Here is a 15,854-nt window from a genome sequence, read left to right as displayed (position 1 = left end):
CTGGCGCCGCCGCGAGAACAGAGGCGATTACTGGACCAGGCCAAACTCTTTGGCCAGCATCTTGTAGTCGGCCACTTGCTTCTTCACATAGGTGTCCAGTTCCGGGCCGGTCATGGCGAACGGAAACAGTTCACGCTGGTCACGCAACTTGGCGAAGTCTTCAGAAGCCAGCAGTTTGTCGAACGCGTTTTTCCACCAGGCGTAGTCTTCATCGCTGACCTTTGGCCCGAGGTAGAAGCCGCGAACCACTGGCCAGACGATCTCATAGCCTTGTTCACGGGCAGTCGGGATGTCTTTCATTTCCGGCTCATCCAGGCGCTTGTCGGCGAACACCGCCAGCAGGCGCATGTCGCCGCTCTGGATGTGTGGCATGGAGTCAGAAATGTCCGTACTGCCTACCTGAATATGGCCGCCAAGCAGGGCAGTTGCGATCTCGCCGCCGCCTTCAAGGGCCACGTAGCGCAGTTTGCGCGGGTCGATCCCGGCGGCCTTGGCGATGAGCGCGGTTTGCATCCAGTCCTGGCTGCCGACGGTGCCGCCGGAACCGATGACCACGGAACCTGGATCTTTCTTCAGCGCCTGTACCAGATCATCGAGGTTCTTGTAGGGCGAATCGCTCTTTACCGCGATGGCGCCATAACTGGTGCCAACGGCTGCCAGCCAGCGGACGGCGTTTTCATCGAAGCGACCGAACTTGCCTTGGGCCAGGTTCAGCAACGAGCCACTGGACCAGGCCACCAGCGTGCCGGCGTCGGCCGGGCGCTGCGCGACCACTGCGTTGTAGGCCACCGCACCGACGCCGCCGGGCATGTAGGTCACGCGCATCGGTTTGGTCAGTATTTTTTCGTTCACCAGGGCGCTTTGGGCCAGTTTGCATGTCAGGTCAAAACCGCCGCCAGGCGCGGCCGGGGCGATGCATTCCGGACGCTTGGGTTCGGCGAGCAACTGCCCGGCGAACATCAGGCAACCGGCGGCCAGGGCTACTTTACGCAGTGATAGGTTCATTTTTGTCTCCACAGGAGTTGTTGTTGTGTGTTGCACGTTTGGCGCTGCCGGATCCTTCAGGAATCGACAGCGGGCCATTACCAGAACTTGACGCTACAGCCGACTACCGGATGCAGTTCATCCGCATCGCAGGTCCAACGGTTGGGGGAACGATAGGTCACGTGGCGCAGACGCACAGGGACGACGGTGCAAGACCGGCGAAAGCGGCGGCGCAAATGAAGGCGGTCTGGTTGAAGCGGGAAGGGCGAGCAGGCGTCGGGGCCTGGAGCTGTATGGACAGCATGGTGAATACTCCGCTCTATTGTTCTTATTTGGCGAAAACGCTTCGGGGCGTTTTTCGTTCGCGAGGTGCCTCGCGATTGGCAGTCGAAACTGACCGGTGGGAAGACTCTAACCGGCCAACCTTTCGCTAACCTTTCAAAAGCTTTCACGATGTTTTTGGCTTCACAGAGGCGGATGCGGCTGTAAACTCCGCGCCACAGAATGGTGCCGACCATCCCTGAATCGAGGTGAAACCCAATGCGTGTCCTGCTCGTCGAAGACCATCTCCAGCTGGCCGAAAGTGTAGCCCAGGCGCTCAAGAGCACCGGTTTGACCGTGGATGTGCTGCACGACGGGGTGGCAGCCGACCTGGCCTTGAGCAGCGAGGAGTACGCGGTCGCGATTCTCGATGTGGGGCTGCCGCGCATGGACGGTTTCGAGGTGCTGGCCCGGCTGCGGGCCCGGGGCAAGACTTTGCCGGTGTTGATGCTGACCGCCCGTAGCGACGTCAAGGACCGGGTCCATGGCCTGAACCTGGGCGCTGACGATTACCTGGCCAAGCCGTTCGAACTCACTGAGCTGGAAGCTCGGGTCAAGGCGCTGTTGCGCCGTAGCGTATTGGGTGGCGAACGCCAGCAGCGCTGTGGTGGGCTGATCTATGACCTGGACACCCGCCGTTTCACCCTCGACGACGAATTGCTGACCCTGACTTCCCGCGAGCAGGCCGTGCTGGAGGCGTTGATCGCCCGGCCAGGGCGGGTGATGAGCAAGGAGCAGCTTGCGGCCCAGGTGTTCGGCCTGGACGAAGAGGCCAGCCCCGATGCCATTGAAATCTACGTCCACCGCCTGCGCAAGAAACTCGACGGTCATGCCGTGGCGATCGTGACGTTCAGGGGACTGGGCTACTTGCTGGAAACCCGCGATGCATAAGCCCGACAGCCTGCGTTGGCGACTGCTCTGGAACCTGGCGCTGTTGCTGGTGGTGCTGATGCTCGCCAGTGGCCTGAGTGCTTACTGGAACGGTCGCGAGGCTGCGGACACGGCCTACGACCGCACGCTGCTGGCCTCCGCCCGGACGATCGCCGCCGGCCTGTCACAACGCGACGGCAGTCTTAGCGCGGACGTGCCTTACGTGGCTCTGGATACATTCGCCTACGACAGCGCCGGGCGCATTTACTACCAGGTCAATGACATTCACCAGAAACTGATCTCCGGCTACGAAAACCTCCCGGGTCCACCGCCCGGTACGCCGCGCACGGACGATTACCCGGCCCTGGCGCGCTTCTACAACGCCAGCTATCAGGGGCAGGACGTGCGGGTGGTGAGTTTGCTCAAGGCGGTGAGTGAGCCAAACATGAATGGCATGGCGGAAATTCGCGTAGCGGAAACCGAAGAGGCGCGGATCAGCATGGCCCGCGGCCTGATGGCCGACACGCTGTTGCGCCTGGGCATGCTGGCGGTGGGTGCGCTGTTGATGGTGTGGTTCGCCGTCAGTGCTGCCCTGCGCCCGCTGGAGCGCTTGCGCACGGCGGTGGAGGAGCGCCAGCCGGACGATCTACGCCCGTTACCCCTGGTGGAGGTCCAGCATGAACTCTGGCCACTGGTGCGAGCCCTCAACCATTTCACCGAGCGTCTTCGTGGGCAGTTCGAGCGTCAGGCACAATTCATCGCCGATGCCGCCCATGAACTGCGCACGCCCTTGGCCGCGTTGAAGGCTCGGCTTGAGTTGGGGCTGCGCGCCAGCGAGCCGGTAATCTGGCGTGAAACCCTGGAAACCGCGGCCCAGGGCACGGATCGGTTGACCCATCTGGCGAATCAGTTGTTGTCCCTGGCGCGTGTCGAAAACGGCGCTCGGGCCATCGCCGAGGGCGGCGCGCAGTTGCTTGATCTCAGCCAACTGGCCCGTGAATTGGGCATGGCCATGGCCCCGTTGGCCCATGCCCGCGGCGTGGCGTTGGCTCTGGAAGCCGACGAGCCGGTGTGGCTGCGAGGTGAGCCGACCTTGTTGAACGAGTTGTTGAGCAATCTGGTGGACAATGCCCTGGCCCATACCCCGTCGGGCGGCAATGTGATTCTGCGGGTCACAGCGCCTGCGGTGCTCGAGGTCGAGGACGACGGGCCAGGCATCCCACTGCATGAGCGGGATCGCGTGTTCGAGCGCTTCTATCGACGTAACCAGCAAGTGGCCGGTTCTGGTTTGGGGTTGGCGATCGTTGGTGAAATCTGCCGTGCGCATCTGGCGCAGATCACGCTGCATGATGGGCAGGAGGGTGGCTTGAAGGTGCGGGTGAGTTTTATCCCAGGCTCAGATTGAGAGTCGAACACTACCTTGTGGCGAGGGAGCTTGCTCCCGCTCGACTGCGCAGCAGTCGCAAGGCTGATGGGGCCGCTTCGCGGCCCAGCGGGAGCAAGCTCCCTCGCCACAAAAACGCTTCTTAGCCCGGGACGCTCTAATAAAACATCGACCGCGCTTCTTCGATATCCGCGCACCGGGCCTTGTTGTCCGGGTCGATGCCCAGCTTCTTGAAAGCTGGAACAGCGAAGGCATCAATCCTGCCGAGGGGATGGTCGGTGTCCTTGTAGCAATACAATGCAGCGACCTGCACCAGGTCGACGTAATCGAGTTGTTTCGAATCGCGAGTGAAGTCCAGGTACAGCCCTGGCAGCTTCACCAGTCTTTCCGGAAACTCCCAAACGCTGAGCAACTTGTCCCCCAGCACTGGGTGAATCGTTTCGATGACATGGGTGAGGCTGACCGGGTCAGACAGCAATTCATTGTTGTCTTCGGCATAGGTGAGGATCGGCAGTACGCCGATCTGATGCACCAGCCCGCCCAGCGCGGCCTGATCGGGTTTGAGTTGTGTATAGCCACGACACAACGCATAGCTGACGCCGGCGATCTCCAGGCTTTTACGCCAGACTTCGCGCATCTTCTGCTCCACCACTTCGGAACGGGCATGGAAAATCTGTTCCATGACCAGGCCGATGGCCAGGTTGCTGCTGTAGTTGACCCCCAGCCGGGTGATGGCTGTGTGCAGGTCAGTGACTTCCTGGGTAGCGCGCAACAGTGGGCTGTTGACCACTTTTATCAGGCGTGCCGAAAGTGCCGTGTCACGGCCAATCACTTTGCTCAGGTTGCTGACGCTGATCTCCGGGTCTTCGGCGGCCCGGCGAATCTGCAGGGCCACTTCCGGTAATGTTGGCAGAACCAGGTCATCGTTATCGATGGCCTCCACCAAATCCCGTTGGACCTTATCCGCCAAATCGCTCATTTCGTTTCTCTAGGGTGTTACGACAAAATGCTGCGATCAGCGCTGGATTTCGCGGTCGCGGTCCAGTTCGTAGGGCAGGTCGAGCAATTGCAGGCCCGGGCCTTCCAGCGCGCCGAGGTGCAAATTGTCATCTACTGCAGCTTCGGCCTGTACCACTGCCAGCAGTTCAATGTTTCGTTCGGCGCGAGCGGCCATCACCACTTCACCGATTGAACTGCCGTGCGTGGGGGAAAACAAAGGGGTACCGGGTTCGGGCAGCTCGCTGGCCTCCAGTTGCAGGCGATACAGGCGCCGCTTGAGCTTGCCCAGGTACTGCATGCGCGCGACGATTTCCTGGCCCGTGTAGCAGCCTTTCTTGAAACTCACGCCGCCGACGGCTTGCAGGTTGAGCATCTGCGGTATGAACAGTTCACGGGTGGTCGGCATGACCTGGCCGATCCCCGCGCGGATCTGGCCCAGCAGCCACTGGTTCAGCTCACCCTCGGTCAACTGTTGGCGCAGCCGGGCTACAAGCGTCTCGGTCTGTTCAGCGGGAGCCCAGAGTTCGGCACGGTTGGGAGAGACGCGAACGGCGATCAGGCGATCATGACGAACGACGCTGTCGGTGTCGGCCGGCAGTTCGAGGCCCAGGGCTGCGAGTGCCGTGTCGGCGTTCTCCAGGCCGAAGCGAACCCAGGCAGTGCTTTCATCGGTCAGTCTGGATTTAGAGAACACGGCATATTTTTTCAGGTCTGCCAGTTGCGGTTCGAGCAATTCGGTGGCCATTGCCATCAGTACACCATCGCCTTCGAGCAGGATGCGGAAACTCGATTGCATGCGGCCTTTCTGGGTGCAACGGGCACCGAGGCTGGCCCGGCTGTCGCTCAGGTAGTTGAGGTTGCAGGTCAATTGGCCTTGCAGGAATTTGCCAGCATCCACGCCGCGGACCGCGAGAACGCCTTCGTGGGACAGGGTGCAGAAAAAAGCGGAATCAGCCATGGGTCATCGCAGGGTAAATAGTCTGGTGGACATCATAAGGGGGCGCCCTTGAAATGGGTAGTTCACAAAGGATCGGTGGTGCCTGAGCTGAGCCGTCTGTTCCATCGCGGCGGGGCCTGTATACTTGCGCTCTATTTGAGGAGCGCTCCATGGTCGAAGATGTTGAACTGAATCGCCTCTACTGGCACAGCCGTCGCGGCATGCTTGAGCTTGATGTGTTGCTGGTGCCGTTCGTGAAAGAAGTCTATCCCCACCTTAACGACGTGGACCGTGCGTGCTACGTGCGCCTGCTTGAGTGCGAGGATCAGGACATGTTCGGCTGGTTCATGGAACGCAGCGAATCCGAAGACCCGGAGCTGCAGCGCATGGTTCGGATGATTCTGGACCGTGTCCAGCCCAAGTAATCGGTTTGAATGCCGCTGGCATGCCTCCGGGCAACTGTTGGCGGCCTATCTCCTGGCCCAGGCCTTCGCCCTGGCTTCGTTGTTGCTGTTGTCGGTTCCGTTCTGGTTGATCGTCCTTGGCATAGTGCTGTGCCTGGCCCATGGCGCCTGGACGCTACCGCGACATCTATTGCTGTCCCATCGTCAGGCCTTTTGCCGGTTGCGTCGTGATGCCGATGGCTGGCAGCTGTGGAACAGGGCTGATGGCTGGCAGACGGTGCAGTTGCGCCCTGACAGCCTGGCGTTGCCGATGATTATCGTGCTGCGTTTTCGCTTGCGGGGGGAGTGGTGGGTCCGGTCGTTGTGCGTGCCTCGCGACGCGCTGGCGCCGGATCTGCATCGGCGCCTGCGGGTTCGGCTCAAGTTCAGTCGGCGTAGGTGGGCGGCACCAGAATAGTGTCCAGCGCCTCGGGCAGCAGGTCCGGGTAGTCGAGGGTGTAGTGCAAACCCCGACTTTCCTTGCGTTCCATGGCCGAGCGGATCATCAACTCAGCCACCTGTGCCAGATTGCGCAACTCAATCAGGTCGCGGCTGACCTTGTAGTTGCTGTAGAACTCATCGATTTCATCCAGCAACAGCCGCACCCGATGCTGCGCCCTTTGCAGGCGTTTGTTGGTGCGCACGATGCCGACGTAGTCCCACATGAAGCGCCGCAGCTCGTCCCAGTTGTGAGCAATGATCACATCTTCGTCCGAATCGGTGACCTGGCTGGCATCCCACGAGGGTAGGGCGGCTGGAATGGCGATCTGCGGCAGTTGTTCAAGAATATCCGCCGCCGCCGAACGGGCGTAGACGAAACATTCCAGCAGCGAGTTGCTGGCCATGCGATTGGCGCCGTGCAGGCCGGTGAAACTGGTTTCGCCAATGGCATACAGGCCTGGTACGTCGCTGCGTCCCTGTTGGTCCACCATCACGCCACCGCACGTGTAGTGCGCCGCCGGCACCACCGGAATCGGTTGCTTGGTGATGTCGATGGAAAACTCCAGGCAACGCTCGTACACCGTCGGGAAATGGCTCTTGATGAACGCTTCGGGTTTGTGGCTGATGTCCAGGTAGACGCAGTCGATGCCCAGGCGCTTCATTTCGTGGTCGATGGCGCGGGCGACGATATCCCGGGGCGCCAGTTCGGCGCGGGGATCGAAGCGGTGCATGAACCGCTCGCCACTGGGAAGTTTGAGGTGAGCACCTTCACCGCGCAGGGCCTCGGTGACCAGGAAGCTCTTGGCCAGCGGATGGTAGAGGCATGTAGGGTGGAACTGGTTGAACTCCAGGTTCGCCACCCGGCAACCCGAGCGCCAGGCCATGGCAATACCGTCCCCGCAGGCGCCATCGGGGTTACTGGTATACAAATAGACTTTCGCTGCGCCGCCGGAGGCCAGGATCACGAAACGCGCGCCGTAGGTGTCGACTTCGCCGGTGCCGCGGTTGAGAACGTAGGCGCCCAGGCAGCGATCACCATCCAGGCCCAGGCGTTTTTCAGTAATCAGGTCGACCGCGACCCGTTGTTCCAGAAGCTCGATATTTGGCCGTTGGCGGGCCTTGGCCAGCAGCGTCTTGAAAATCGCCGCGCCGGTGGCATCGGCCGCATGAATGATGCGTCGATGGCTATGACCGCCTTCGCGGGTCAAGTGAAATTCGAAACCACCGTCTTCGGTGCCCGATTGCTCATCACGGGTGAAAGGCACGCCCTGGTCGATCAGCCACTGAATGGCCTCTCTGCTGTGCTCGACGGTGAAACGCACCGCTTCTGGATTGCACAGGCCACCGCCGGCATTGAGGGTGTCATCGACATGAGATTCAATAGTGTCGGTGTCATCCAGCACGGCCGCGACCCCGCCCTGGGCCCAGAACGTCGAACCGTTGGCCAGGTCGCCTTTGCTCAGTACTGCGATGCGCAGATGTTCAGGCAGGGTCAGGGCAAGGCTCAATCCTGCGGCGCCGCTGCCGATTACCAGAACATCGTGTTGGAACTGTTGGCTCATTTGAAAGGTTTCCGCTCAAAACGACCCGGGTCGGGGTTGGCGCAAGACATCCGGTTCAATGGGTCAGGCAGCCACGCAGCCCACTAGTATATAGAGAGGGGGATCGGCACAATAGCGGCGTATTCATGGCAATGTGAAACCAAGATGACAGAAAAGCGATACGCTTCGTCGGGTCACGATTTTGGTGGATGGGCGACAAGGCGACCGTTTCGAGGATGAAAGGCTGTTTATCTCGTCAGGGTTCCCCGATGTTCCATACACACGGCTATAAATAGTTGGAACTTTTGCCGAGCGACCGGGTTCAATAGACGGTTGTCTGCAAAAGGGAACAACGTCGGGTTGGTGCAAGATTAGGATTTGAATCTTTGCCAACAGGCCCGACGACAGATTATTCGCGCAGCCGGGGAATCTCGTGCTGCGTTTTTCGTGCGTGCCGGATCAGAGCACGCCGGAAACTTGCTTGAAGGGGGAGAACTTTTGCGAAAAGCCCGAGTCTATGGTTGCAAGCCCGGTCGATTAGTAATGCAGGCCTCCTTCGAGCTTATCGAGGAGTGTTCATGCTAACCCAGGAAGAGGATCAGCAACTGGTCGAGCGCGTTCAACGCGGCGACAAGCGAGCTTTCGATCTGCTAGTGCTGAAATACCAGCACAAAATTCTCGGGTTGATCGTGCGTTTTGTGCACGACACCCATGAAGCCCAGGATGTTGCTCAGGAAGCCTTCATCAAGGCTTATCGTGCACTTGGTAATTTTCGCGGGGACAGCGCGTTTTACACGTGGCTTTACCGTATCGCCATTAACACGGCGAAAAACTATCTGGTTTCACGCGGCCGCCGGCCGCCGGATAGCGATGTGAGTTCTGAGGATGCAGAGTTCTATGATGGCGATCATGGCCTCAAGGATCTTGAGTCACCAGAACGAGCGTTGCTGCGGGATGAGATCGAAGGCACTGTCCATCGAACCATCCAGCAACTGCCCGAAGATTTGCGTACGGCTCTAACTTTACGTGAATTCGACGGTCTGAGTTACGAGGACATTGCCAGCGTCATGCAGTGTCCAGTGGGTACCGTGCGCTCCCGGATTTTCCGCGCTCGGGAGGCCATTGATAAAGCCCTGCAACCATTGTTGCAGGAAAACTGAGACAGCGGCGACAGCCAAGAGAGGAACGCCATGAGTCGTGAAGCCCTGCAGGAATCGCTGTCCGCAGTGATGGATAACGAAGCGGACGAACTGGAATTACGTCGGGTACTGAATGCCTTCGACGATGTTGAAACCCGTGAGACCTGGGCTCGTTACCAGATCGCCCGGGCTGTCATGCACAAGGACCTGCTGCTTCCGCGTCTGGACATCGCTGCGGCTGTTTCTGCTGCACTGGCTGATGAAGCTGTTCCGGCCAAAGCCTCCCGTAGCCCATGGCGTAACCTGGGTCGTCTGGCGGTTGCCGCTTCGGTTACCGTAGCTGTTCTGGCCGGTGTGCGCCTGTACAACCAGGATGAGATTGCTGGCGTGCAGATGGCACAGCAGTCCAACCAACCAGGCTTGGCTGCTCCGCAGGTCAAAGGGCCGGCAGTGTTGGCCGGTTACAGCGAAAGCTCAGAAGTTGCAGGTCCGATGGCCAATGGTGTGCTGCAAGGCCAACCAGGCTGGCATGATCAGCGTCTGCCCAATTACCTGCGTCAGCATGCCCAGGAAGCTGCTCTGAAAGGTACCGAAAGCGCGCTGCCTTACGCCCGTGCAGCCAGTCTGGAAAACCGCTAAGGAGGACCATTGCGCGCCATACCTCTCTTTTCAGTTCTGCTTGGTGCCTGGTGCGTCATTCCAGCCCATGCCGGTGAGGCTCGGGACTGGCTGAAGCGTCTGAGTCAAGCCGAGCAACAGCAAAGCTTCCAGGGCACTTTCGTTTACGAGCGTAATGGTAGTTTTTCTACCCATAACATCTGGCATCGTGTCCAGAATGGTAAAGTCCGCGAGCGGTTACTCCAGCTCGATGGGTCGGCACAGGAAGTCCTGCGCATTGATGGACGTACTCAATGCGTAAGTGGCTCCTTGATTGCTGGGGTGGGGAATACGCCTGAAGGCACGGCACGTGCGCTCGATCCGCAAAAACTCAAGAATTGGTATGACCTTGCCGTCATTGGCAAGTCGCGCGTGGCCGGGCGCCCGGCGGTGATTGTGGCGCTGACGCCCAAGGATCAGCATCGTTATGGTTTCGAGTTGCATCTGGACAGAGAGACTGGCTTGCCGCTCAAGTCTTTGTTGCTCAATGACAAGGGCCAACTGCTCGAACGTTTCCAGTTCACGCGTTTGAACATTACCGAGCCGTCGGAGGTCGATTTGCAAGCGACTGCCGAATGCAAGGTAGTAGCGCAGAAGGCCGGTAAAAGCCCGATCGTGAAAACTGCCTGGCATTCGGACTGGTTGCCCCCCGGTTTTGAGCTGAGCAGCAGCGCTATGAGAAAGGACCCGGAGACCAAGGTTCAGGTCAGCAGCCTGATGTACGACGATGGCCTGGCTCGTTTTTCGGTGTTTCTAGAGCCATTGAACGGCGCTACCGTGACTGATACCCGTACTCAGCTCGGCCCGACGGCTGCCGTTTCGCGTCGACTCACGACGCCCCAAGGGGAAATGATGGTCACGGTGGTCGGCGAAATTCCCATTGGTACAGCGGAGCGGATCGCGCTTTCCATGCGTTCCGATGCCACGGCGACTCACTAGTTGCCTGAGTGGTTCGATTGGGTAAGAGGCTTGTAATGCCGGGACTTGATCGAAATGCCGAAACTTCCTGTCAGTATTTTCATTTGCAAAACTTCTTTTTTTTTTCTATAGGTCAGAGCCGCTCGGCTCTGGCCTTGCCTGTTTGCGGAACAAAAATACCGGCGTATCTTCCTCTGGTATTTCTTGCTCCATATCGCTTAACCACGCTCGTCGTAACGGGAGCCGTATGTCGATACCACGCTTGAAAACCTATCTCTCCATTTTTGCCACTGTGCTTGTGCTCGGTCAGGCCGTTCCCGCTATGGCAGTCGAATTGCCGGACTTCACTGAGCTGGTCGAGCAAGCCTCGCCCGCGGTGGTGAACATCAGTACCACCCAGAAACTGCCGGAACGCAGGGTGATGGACCAGCAGATGCCGGATCTGGAAGGTTTGCCGCCGATGTTGCGCGAGTTCTTCGAGCGAGGGATGCCGCAACCGCGCTCTCCCGGTGGTGGCCGCCAGCGTGAAGCGCAGTCCCTGGGTTCGGGCTTCATTATTTCGCCTGACGGTTACATCCTGACCAATAACCATGTGATTGCCGATGCCGACGAGATCCTGGTACGCCTGGCAGACCGTAGTGAGCTCAAGGCCAAGCTGATCGGCACTGACCCGCGATCTGACGTGGCGCTGCTGAAAATCGAAGGTAAAAACCTGCCTGTGCTCAAGCTGGGCAAATCCCAGAACCTGAAAGCTGGCCAGTGGGTCGTTGCCATCGGTTCGCCGTTCGGCTTCGACCATACCGTAACCCAGGGCATCGTCAGTGCAATCGGTCGCAGTCTGCCGAACGAAAACTACGTGCCGTTCATTCAGACCGACGTGCCGATCAACCCGGGTAACTCTGGTGGCCCGCTGTTCAACCTCGACGGTGAAGTAGTGGGAATCAACTCCCAGATCTATACCCGTTCGGGCGGCTTCATGGGTGTGTCCTTCGCGATTCCGATCGACGTTGCCATGGACGTATCCAACCAACTGAAAACCGAAGGCAAGGTCAGCCGCGGCTGGTTGGGCGTGGTCATTCAGGAAGTGAACAAGGACCTGGCCGAGTCGTTCGGGCTGGAGAAACCTGCCGGTGCGCTGGTGGCGCAGATTCAGGAGGGTGGTCCGGCTGCCAAGGGTGGTCTGCAAGTGGGCGACGTGATCCTGAGCATGAATGGCCAGCCGATCGTCATGTCCGCTGACCTGCCACATCTGGTAGGCGCCCTCAAGGCCGGTTCGAAGGCTAATCTGGAAGTGATTCGCGAAGGCAAGCGCACAAACGTCGAATTGACCGTCGGCGCCATCCCTGAGGAAGGCAAGGAGCTGGATTCGCTGGCCAAGTCAGGCGTGGAACGTAGCAGCAATCGTCTGGGCGTGGCGGTAGCGGAGCTTACGCCGGAGCAGAAGCGGACCCTGGAGCTGCAGGGTGGCGTAGTGATCAAGGAGGTGCAGGACGGTCCTGCGGCCATGATCGGCCTGCAACCAGGCGACATCATCACTCACCTGAACAACCAGGCAATCGGTTCGGCCAAGGAGTTCACCGACATCGCCAAGGCGTTGCCGAAAAATCGTTCGGTTTCGATGCGGGTTCTGCGTCAAGGCCGTGCGAGTTTCATTACCTTCAAACTGGCCGAATGATCGCTTAGCTGCCCCCAAAAAAACCGCCTCGAGAGAGGCGGTTTTTTTGTGTCCGAAAATACTCAGCCCATCATGTCCTTGACCATGCGCTCCTGCTCCATGAGCTCGCGCTGCCTGGCGTCGATGCGTGACGACAGCGGGAAATTGCTACCGGCACGCCGTTTGGCGAAGTCCAGTTGCTGGATGGCTTGACGGTAGTCGCCTACCAGTGCGAAGTATTCGGCGCGGGCTTGATGCAGGCCAATGATATTGCCCGACAACCCCCGAGTCTCTGCCACCATGTACCAGACGTCCGGATCGTCCGGGCGAGTCTTGAGCAGGTCCTCAAGCGCTTTCTCGGCGTCGGCGGGGCGGTTCTGCTTGAGCAGCAGGTCGACACGCACCTGATTCAGTGGATAGTTGCCCGGGTACTGGGTCAGCATCCGGTCGACGCGAGCCTGAGCGTCTGGCAGCTTGTTGCTGGTGATGTCCAGATCGACCTGGGCCAGGTTATAGATGATCTCGTTGGGTGACTTGGCCAGCAGCTGTTTGAGGTTTTCCCGGGCCTCATTCAACTGGCCGCCCTTGATCTGCGCGATCGCCAAGCCATAGCGGGCCACGTCGTTCTTCGGATTTTCATCCAGCTGCGCCCGGAAGCGCTTGGCGCCCAGTCCCGGAGTTTCTTCGTAGATCAACTTGACCCGTGCGCGAATCAATTGATAACGCATGCTGTCCTCGATGCCACCTGGCCTTGCCTGTTCGGCGCGGTTGCGGGTGTCAGCGATTCGGGATTCGGTCACCGGGTGAGTCAGGAGGAATTCAGGGGGCCTGGCGTCGAAACGGTACTGGCGCATCAGCCGCTCGAACATGCTCGGCATGGACCGCGGATCATAGCCGGCCTTTTCCAGGTTCTGGATGCCGATGCGGTCGGCTTCCTGTTCGTTCTGGCGGGAGAAACGCCGTTGTTCCTGGATGGCGGCCGCCTGGGTTCCAGCGATGGCGGCGATCCCGGCATCACCACCACCGGCGGCAGCGATCACAATGCCGGCCAGCAGCGCCGCCATCATTGGCACCTGCATGCGTTGCTGGGCTTCGACGCCCCGGGCAAAGTGGCGTTGCGACAAGTGCGCCAGTTCGTGGGCCATGACCGAGGCGTATTCGCCTTCGGTTTGCGCGTTGAGGAACAATCCACCGTTTACCCCGACGATTCCGCCGGGTGCGGCGAAGGCGTTGAGCTGTGGGCTGTTGATCAGGATGAATTCCAGGCGTCGGTCGTTGACCTGGCTGGTCTCCACCAGTTTGTAAACGCTGGACTCGACGTAGTCCTTGAGCAGTGGATCGTTGAGCTGTGAGACCTGACTGCGCAGCAAGGCCAGCCAGGCGCGACCCAGCTGGTGCTCCTGTTGTGGCGAGACGATGGCAGAACTGGCGTCGCCAAGTGACGGCAGGTCGTCGGCGAAGCCCGGTGAGGCAAGCAGGCAAGCGAGCGTCAGCAGGGTGGGGCGCAGAAATGTCATGCACGAAGCCTTAGTTGACAAAGACCCTACTGTAGCCGGACACCAGGCCCGGGACCAGATATTCTAGGTCGCTCAACGACCTGCTGCGGAGTGAACCGATGACCGATGCTGTAGCCCACGATGCCGAACTGGACGCCAGCGGCCTGAATTGTCCGTTGCCGCTGCTCAAGGCGAAGCTGGAACTCAATCACCTGGCCAGCGGCGCCGTGCTCAAGGTGACCGCAACCGACGCGGGCTCCCAGCGTGATTTCCGCACCTTCGCCCGGCTGGCCGGTCATACGCTGCTGCGTGAAGAAGACGATAACGGCGTTTACCGTTACTGGCTGAAGAAAGCCTGAAAAACCGACAGTGGCCCTTAAGGATTTTTAATGTTCAAAGTGTTACGCGACTGGATCCAGCGCTACTTCTCCGACGAAGAGGCAGTCGTGCTGGCAGTGTTGCTGTTCCTGGCATTCACGGCAGTCCTCACGCTCGGCGGCATGCTCGCACCGGTGCTGGCAGGGATGGTGCTGGCGTACCTGATGCAAGGGCTGGTCACGACGCTGGAACGGATGCGGCTGCCCGGCGCCGTGGCGGTAGGGCTGGTATTCGCCCTGTTCATGGGATTATTGGTGGTGTTCGTCGTGGTGATCGTGCCGCTGCTTTGGCACCAGTTAGTGACCTTGTTCAACGAATTGCCAGGCATGCTCGCCAAATGGCAGTCGCTGTTGTTGCTGTTGCCTGAGCGCTATCCGCATCTGGTCTCCGACGAGCAGGTGCTGCAGGCCATTGAGGTGGTGCGTGGCCAGATCGGCAGGTTCGGCCAGTGGGCGCTGACATTTTCGCTGTCCAGCTTGCCGCTCCTGGTGAACATCATGATCTATCTGGTGTTGGTGCCGATCCTGGTGTTTTTCTTTCTCAAGGATCGGGAAATGATCGGGCGCTGGGTCCGTGGCTATCTGCCCCGTGAGCGGGCGCTGATCACCCGGGTAGCCCAAGAGATGAATCGCCAGATCGCCAATTACATTCGCGGAAAAGTCATCGAGATTTTCATCTGCGGCGGCGTGACCTATATCGGCTTCGTGGCCCTGGGGCTCAATTACGCCGCACTGCTGGCGCTGCTGGTGGGTATTTCGGTGGTGGTGCCTTACGTCGGTACCGTGGTGGTGACCGTGCCGGTGGCGTTGATTGCGTTGTTCCAGTGGGGATGGAGCGATCAGTTCATTTATCTGATGGCGGTCTACGGGGTCATCCAGACGCTCGATGGCAACGTACTGGTGCCGCTGCTGTTCTCCGAAGCGGTGAACCTGCATCCGGTGGCGATCATCTGCGCGGTTTTGCTGTTTGGCGGGCTGTGGGGGTTCTGGGGGGTGTTCTTTGCGATTCCCCTGGCGACCCTGTTCAAGGCGGTGCTGGATGCGTGGCCGAGCCGGGAGCCGGTTGTGGCGCCGTTGTTGTAGCGGGTGCTAGTTCTCCGGTGAGACGACGGGCCTCATCGCGAGCAGGCTCGCTCCCACAGGGGATTTATTAACGCCGAAAGTCCAGTGTGGGAGCGAGCCTGCTCGCGATAGCGCCAGAACCGGCAACAAAAAACTTCAGGCCTTGTTCAGAGCCTGAGCTGCCGCCAACACCGCATCCACATGCCCCGGCACCTTCACGCCGCGCCATTCCTGGCGTAGCACGCCATCCTTGTCGATCAGGAACGTGCTGCGATCAACGCCCAGGTATTCCTTGCCATAGAGCTTTTTCAGTTTGATCACGTCGAACAGCTGGCAGACGGTCTCGTCCTTGTCGCTGATCAGCTCGAACGGGAACTCCTGCTTGCACTTGAAGTTCTCGTGGGACTTGAGGCTATCGCGCGATACGCCGAACACTTCGGTGTTGGCAGCCTGGAACTGCGCGTACTGGTCACGAAAGCCCTGGCCTTCGGTAGTACAGCCCGGGGTGCTGTCCTTGGGGTAGAAGTAAATCACCACCTGCTTGCCTTTGAGGGCAGCGAGGCTGACGGTGTGCCCGCTGGTGGCGGGGGCCTGGAAATCGGTAACCGGTTGGTCGATGGCAACGGCCATG

The 15,854-nt window shown here is 59.7% G+C and carries 17 protein-coding genes; 10 read left to right on the top strand and 7 right to left on the bottom strand.

Annotation, left to right across the window (positions count from 1 at the left end):
- Window positions 1-27: 27 nt before the first annotated feature.
- Both MA884_RS18220 and MA884_RS18215 read right to left on the bottom strand, forming a co-directional pair.
- Window positions 28-1,005: a tripartite tricarboxylate transporter substrate binding protein gene (locus MA884_RS18220; protein WP_256231807.1), complete on the bottom strand. Its 978-nt coding sequence runs from the start codon at window positions 1,003-1,005 to the stop codon at window positions 28-30.
- Window positions 1,006-1,162: 157 nt separating this feature from the next.
- The gene (locus tag MA884_RS18215; RefSeq protein ID WP_256231806.1) at window positions 1,163-1,288 is read right to left on the bottom strand and encodes a hypothetical protein; all 126 of its coding nucleotides are present in this window, start codon (window positions 1,286-1,288) and stop codon (window positions 1,163-1,165) included.
- 236 nt (window positions 1,289-1,524) lie between these two features.
- Between MA884_RS18215 and MA884_RS18210 the strand changes: the two genes are divergently transcribed.
- Entirely contained in the window at window positions 1,525-2,196 is a 672-nt protein-coding gene (locus MA884_RS18210) for a response regulator (RefSeq protein WP_047227978.1), read from the top strand.
- The gene (locus tag MA884_RS18205; RefSeq protein WP_256231805.1) at window positions 2,189-3,580 is read left to right on the top strand and encodes a sensor histidine kinase; all 1,392 of its coding nucleotides are present in this window, start codon (window positions 2,189-2,191) and stop codon (window positions 3,578-3,580) included. Before MA884_RS18210 ends, MA884_RS18205 begins: the two co-directional genes overlap by 8 nt.
- Window positions 3,581-3,716: 136 nt before the next feature.
- On the opposite strand, the gene MA884_RS18200 is transcribed toward MA884_RS18205, so the two are convergent.
- On the bottom strand, window positions 3,717-4,538 hold the full coding sequence (locus MA884_RS18200) for an HDOD domain-containing protein (RefSeq protein WP_256231804.1): 822 nt from the start codon (window positions 4,536-4,538) through the stop codon (window positions 3,717-3,719).
- A gap of 36 nt (window positions 4,539-4,574) precedes the next feature.
- Complete coding sequence (locus MA884_RS18195; RefSeq protein WP_256231802.1) at window positions 4,575-5,516, bottom strand: folate-binding protein YgfZ; 942 nt, start codon at window positions 5,514-5,516, stop codon at window positions 4,575-4,577.
- Between the two features lie 149 nt (window positions 5,517-5,665).
- Between MA884_RS18195 and MA884_RS18190 the strand changes: the two genes are divergently transcribed.
- Together MA884_RS18190 and MA884_RS18185 are read left to right on the top strand one after the other, a co-directional pair.
- Window positions 5,666-5,920 (top strand): succinate dehydrogenase assembly factor 2, encoded by a 255-nt coding sequence (locus MA884_RS18190; RefSeq protein WP_007930227.1) that lies wholly within the window; start codon window positions 5,666-5,668, stop codon window positions 5,918-5,920.
- The gene (locus tag MA884_RS18185) at window positions 5,904-6,356 is read left to right on the top strand and encodes a protein YgfX (RefSeq protein ID WP_256231800.1); all 453 of its coding nucleotides are present in this window, start codon (window positions 5,904-5,906) and stop codon (window positions 6,354-6,356) included. The genes MA884_RS18190 and MA884_RS18185 overlap by 17 nt, the downstream gene beginning before the upstream one ends.
- Here MA884_RS18185 and nadB read toward each other — a convergent pair.
- A complete protein-coding gene (gene nadB, locus MA884_RS18180; RefSeq protein ID WP_256231799.1) occupies window positions 6,325-7,941 on the bottom strand; it encodes an L-aspartate oxidase in 1,617 nt (538 codons plus the stop codon). The genes MA884_RS18185 and nadB overlap by 32 nt on opposite strands.
- A gap of 557 nt (window positions 7,942-8,498) precedes the next feature.
- Between nadB and rpoE the strand changes: the two genes are divergently transcribed.
- The 4 genes from rpoE (at window position 8,499) to MA884_RS18160 (ending at window position 12,309) form a co-directional block, all read left to right on the top strand.
- Window positions 8,499-9,080: an RNA polymerase sigma factor RpoE gene (gene rpoE, locus MA884_RS18175; protein WP_003172477.1), complete on the top strand. Its 582-nt coding sequence runs from the start codon at window positions 8,499-8,501 to the stop codon at window positions 9,078-9,080.
- 30 nt (window positions 9,081-9,110) lie between these two features.
- A complete protein-coding gene (locus MA884_RS18170; RefSeq protein ID WP_256231798.1) occupies window positions 9,111-9,698 on the top strand; it encodes a sigma-E factor negative regulatory protein in 588 nt (195 codons plus the stop codon).
- 9 nt (window positions 9,699-9,707) lie between these two features.
- On the top strand, window positions 9,708-10,655 hold the full coding sequence (locus tag MA884_RS18165; protein WP_256231797.1) for a MucB/RseB C-terminal domain-containing protein: 948 nt from the start codon (window positions 9,708-9,710) through the stop codon (window positions 10,653-10,655).
- Between the two features lie 226 nt (window positions 10,656-10,881).
- Window positions 10,882-12,309 (top strand): DegQ family serine endoprotease, encoded by a 1,428-nt coding sequence (locus MA884_RS18160; RefSeq protein WP_256231796.1) that lies wholly within the window; start codon window positions 10,882-10,884, stop codon window positions 12,307-12,309.
- Window positions 12,310-12,371: 62 nt separating this feature from the next.
- On the opposite strand, the gene MA884_RS18155 is transcribed toward MA884_RS18160, so the two are convergent.
- Window positions 12,372-13,805, bottom strand: a complete 1,434-nt coding sequence (locus MA884_RS18155) for a M48 family metalloprotease (RefSeq protein WP_256231795.1) — start codon at window positions 13,803-13,805, stop codon at window positions 12,372-12,374.
- A gap of 98 nt (window positions 13,806-13,903) precedes the next feature.
- Between MA884_RS18155 and MA884_RS18150 the strand changes: the two genes are divergently transcribed.
- Both MA884_RS18150 and MA884_RS18145 read left to right on the top strand, forming a co-directional pair.
- A complete protein-coding gene (locus MA884_RS18150; RefSeq protein ID WP_256231794.1) occupies window positions 13,904-14,143 on the top strand; it encodes a sulfurtransferase TusA family protein in 240 nt (79 codons plus the stop codon).
- Window positions 14,144-14,173: 30 nt separating this feature from the next.
- Window positions 14,174-15,244: an AI-2E family transporter gene (locus MA884_RS18145; RefSeq protein WP_256231792.1), complete on the top strand. Its 1,071-nt coding sequence runs from the start codon at window positions 14,174-14,176 to the stop codon at window positions 15,242-15,244.
- Between the two features lie 135 nt (window positions 15,245-15,379).
- Here MA884_RS18145 and MA884_RS18140 read toward each other — a convergent pair whose 3' ends face one another.
- Entirely contained in the window at window positions 15,380-15,853 is a 474-nt protein-coding gene (locus tag MA884_RS18140; RefSeq protein ID WP_256231790.1) for a peroxiredoxin, read from the bottom strand.
- Between the last annotated feature and the right edge of the window lies 1 nt (window position 15,854).

This window comes from Pseudomonas sp. Q11, from assembly GCF_024494355.1.
In the GTDB taxonomy this organism is placed as follows: domain Bacteria; phylum Pseudomonadota; class Gammaproteobacteria; order Pseudomonadales; family Pseudomonadaceae; genus Aquipseudomonas; species Aquipseudomonas hefeiensis.
The sequence above is the reverse complement of the archived record's forward strand: the minus strand, read 5'-3'. Positions and strand labels throughout refer to the sequence as shown.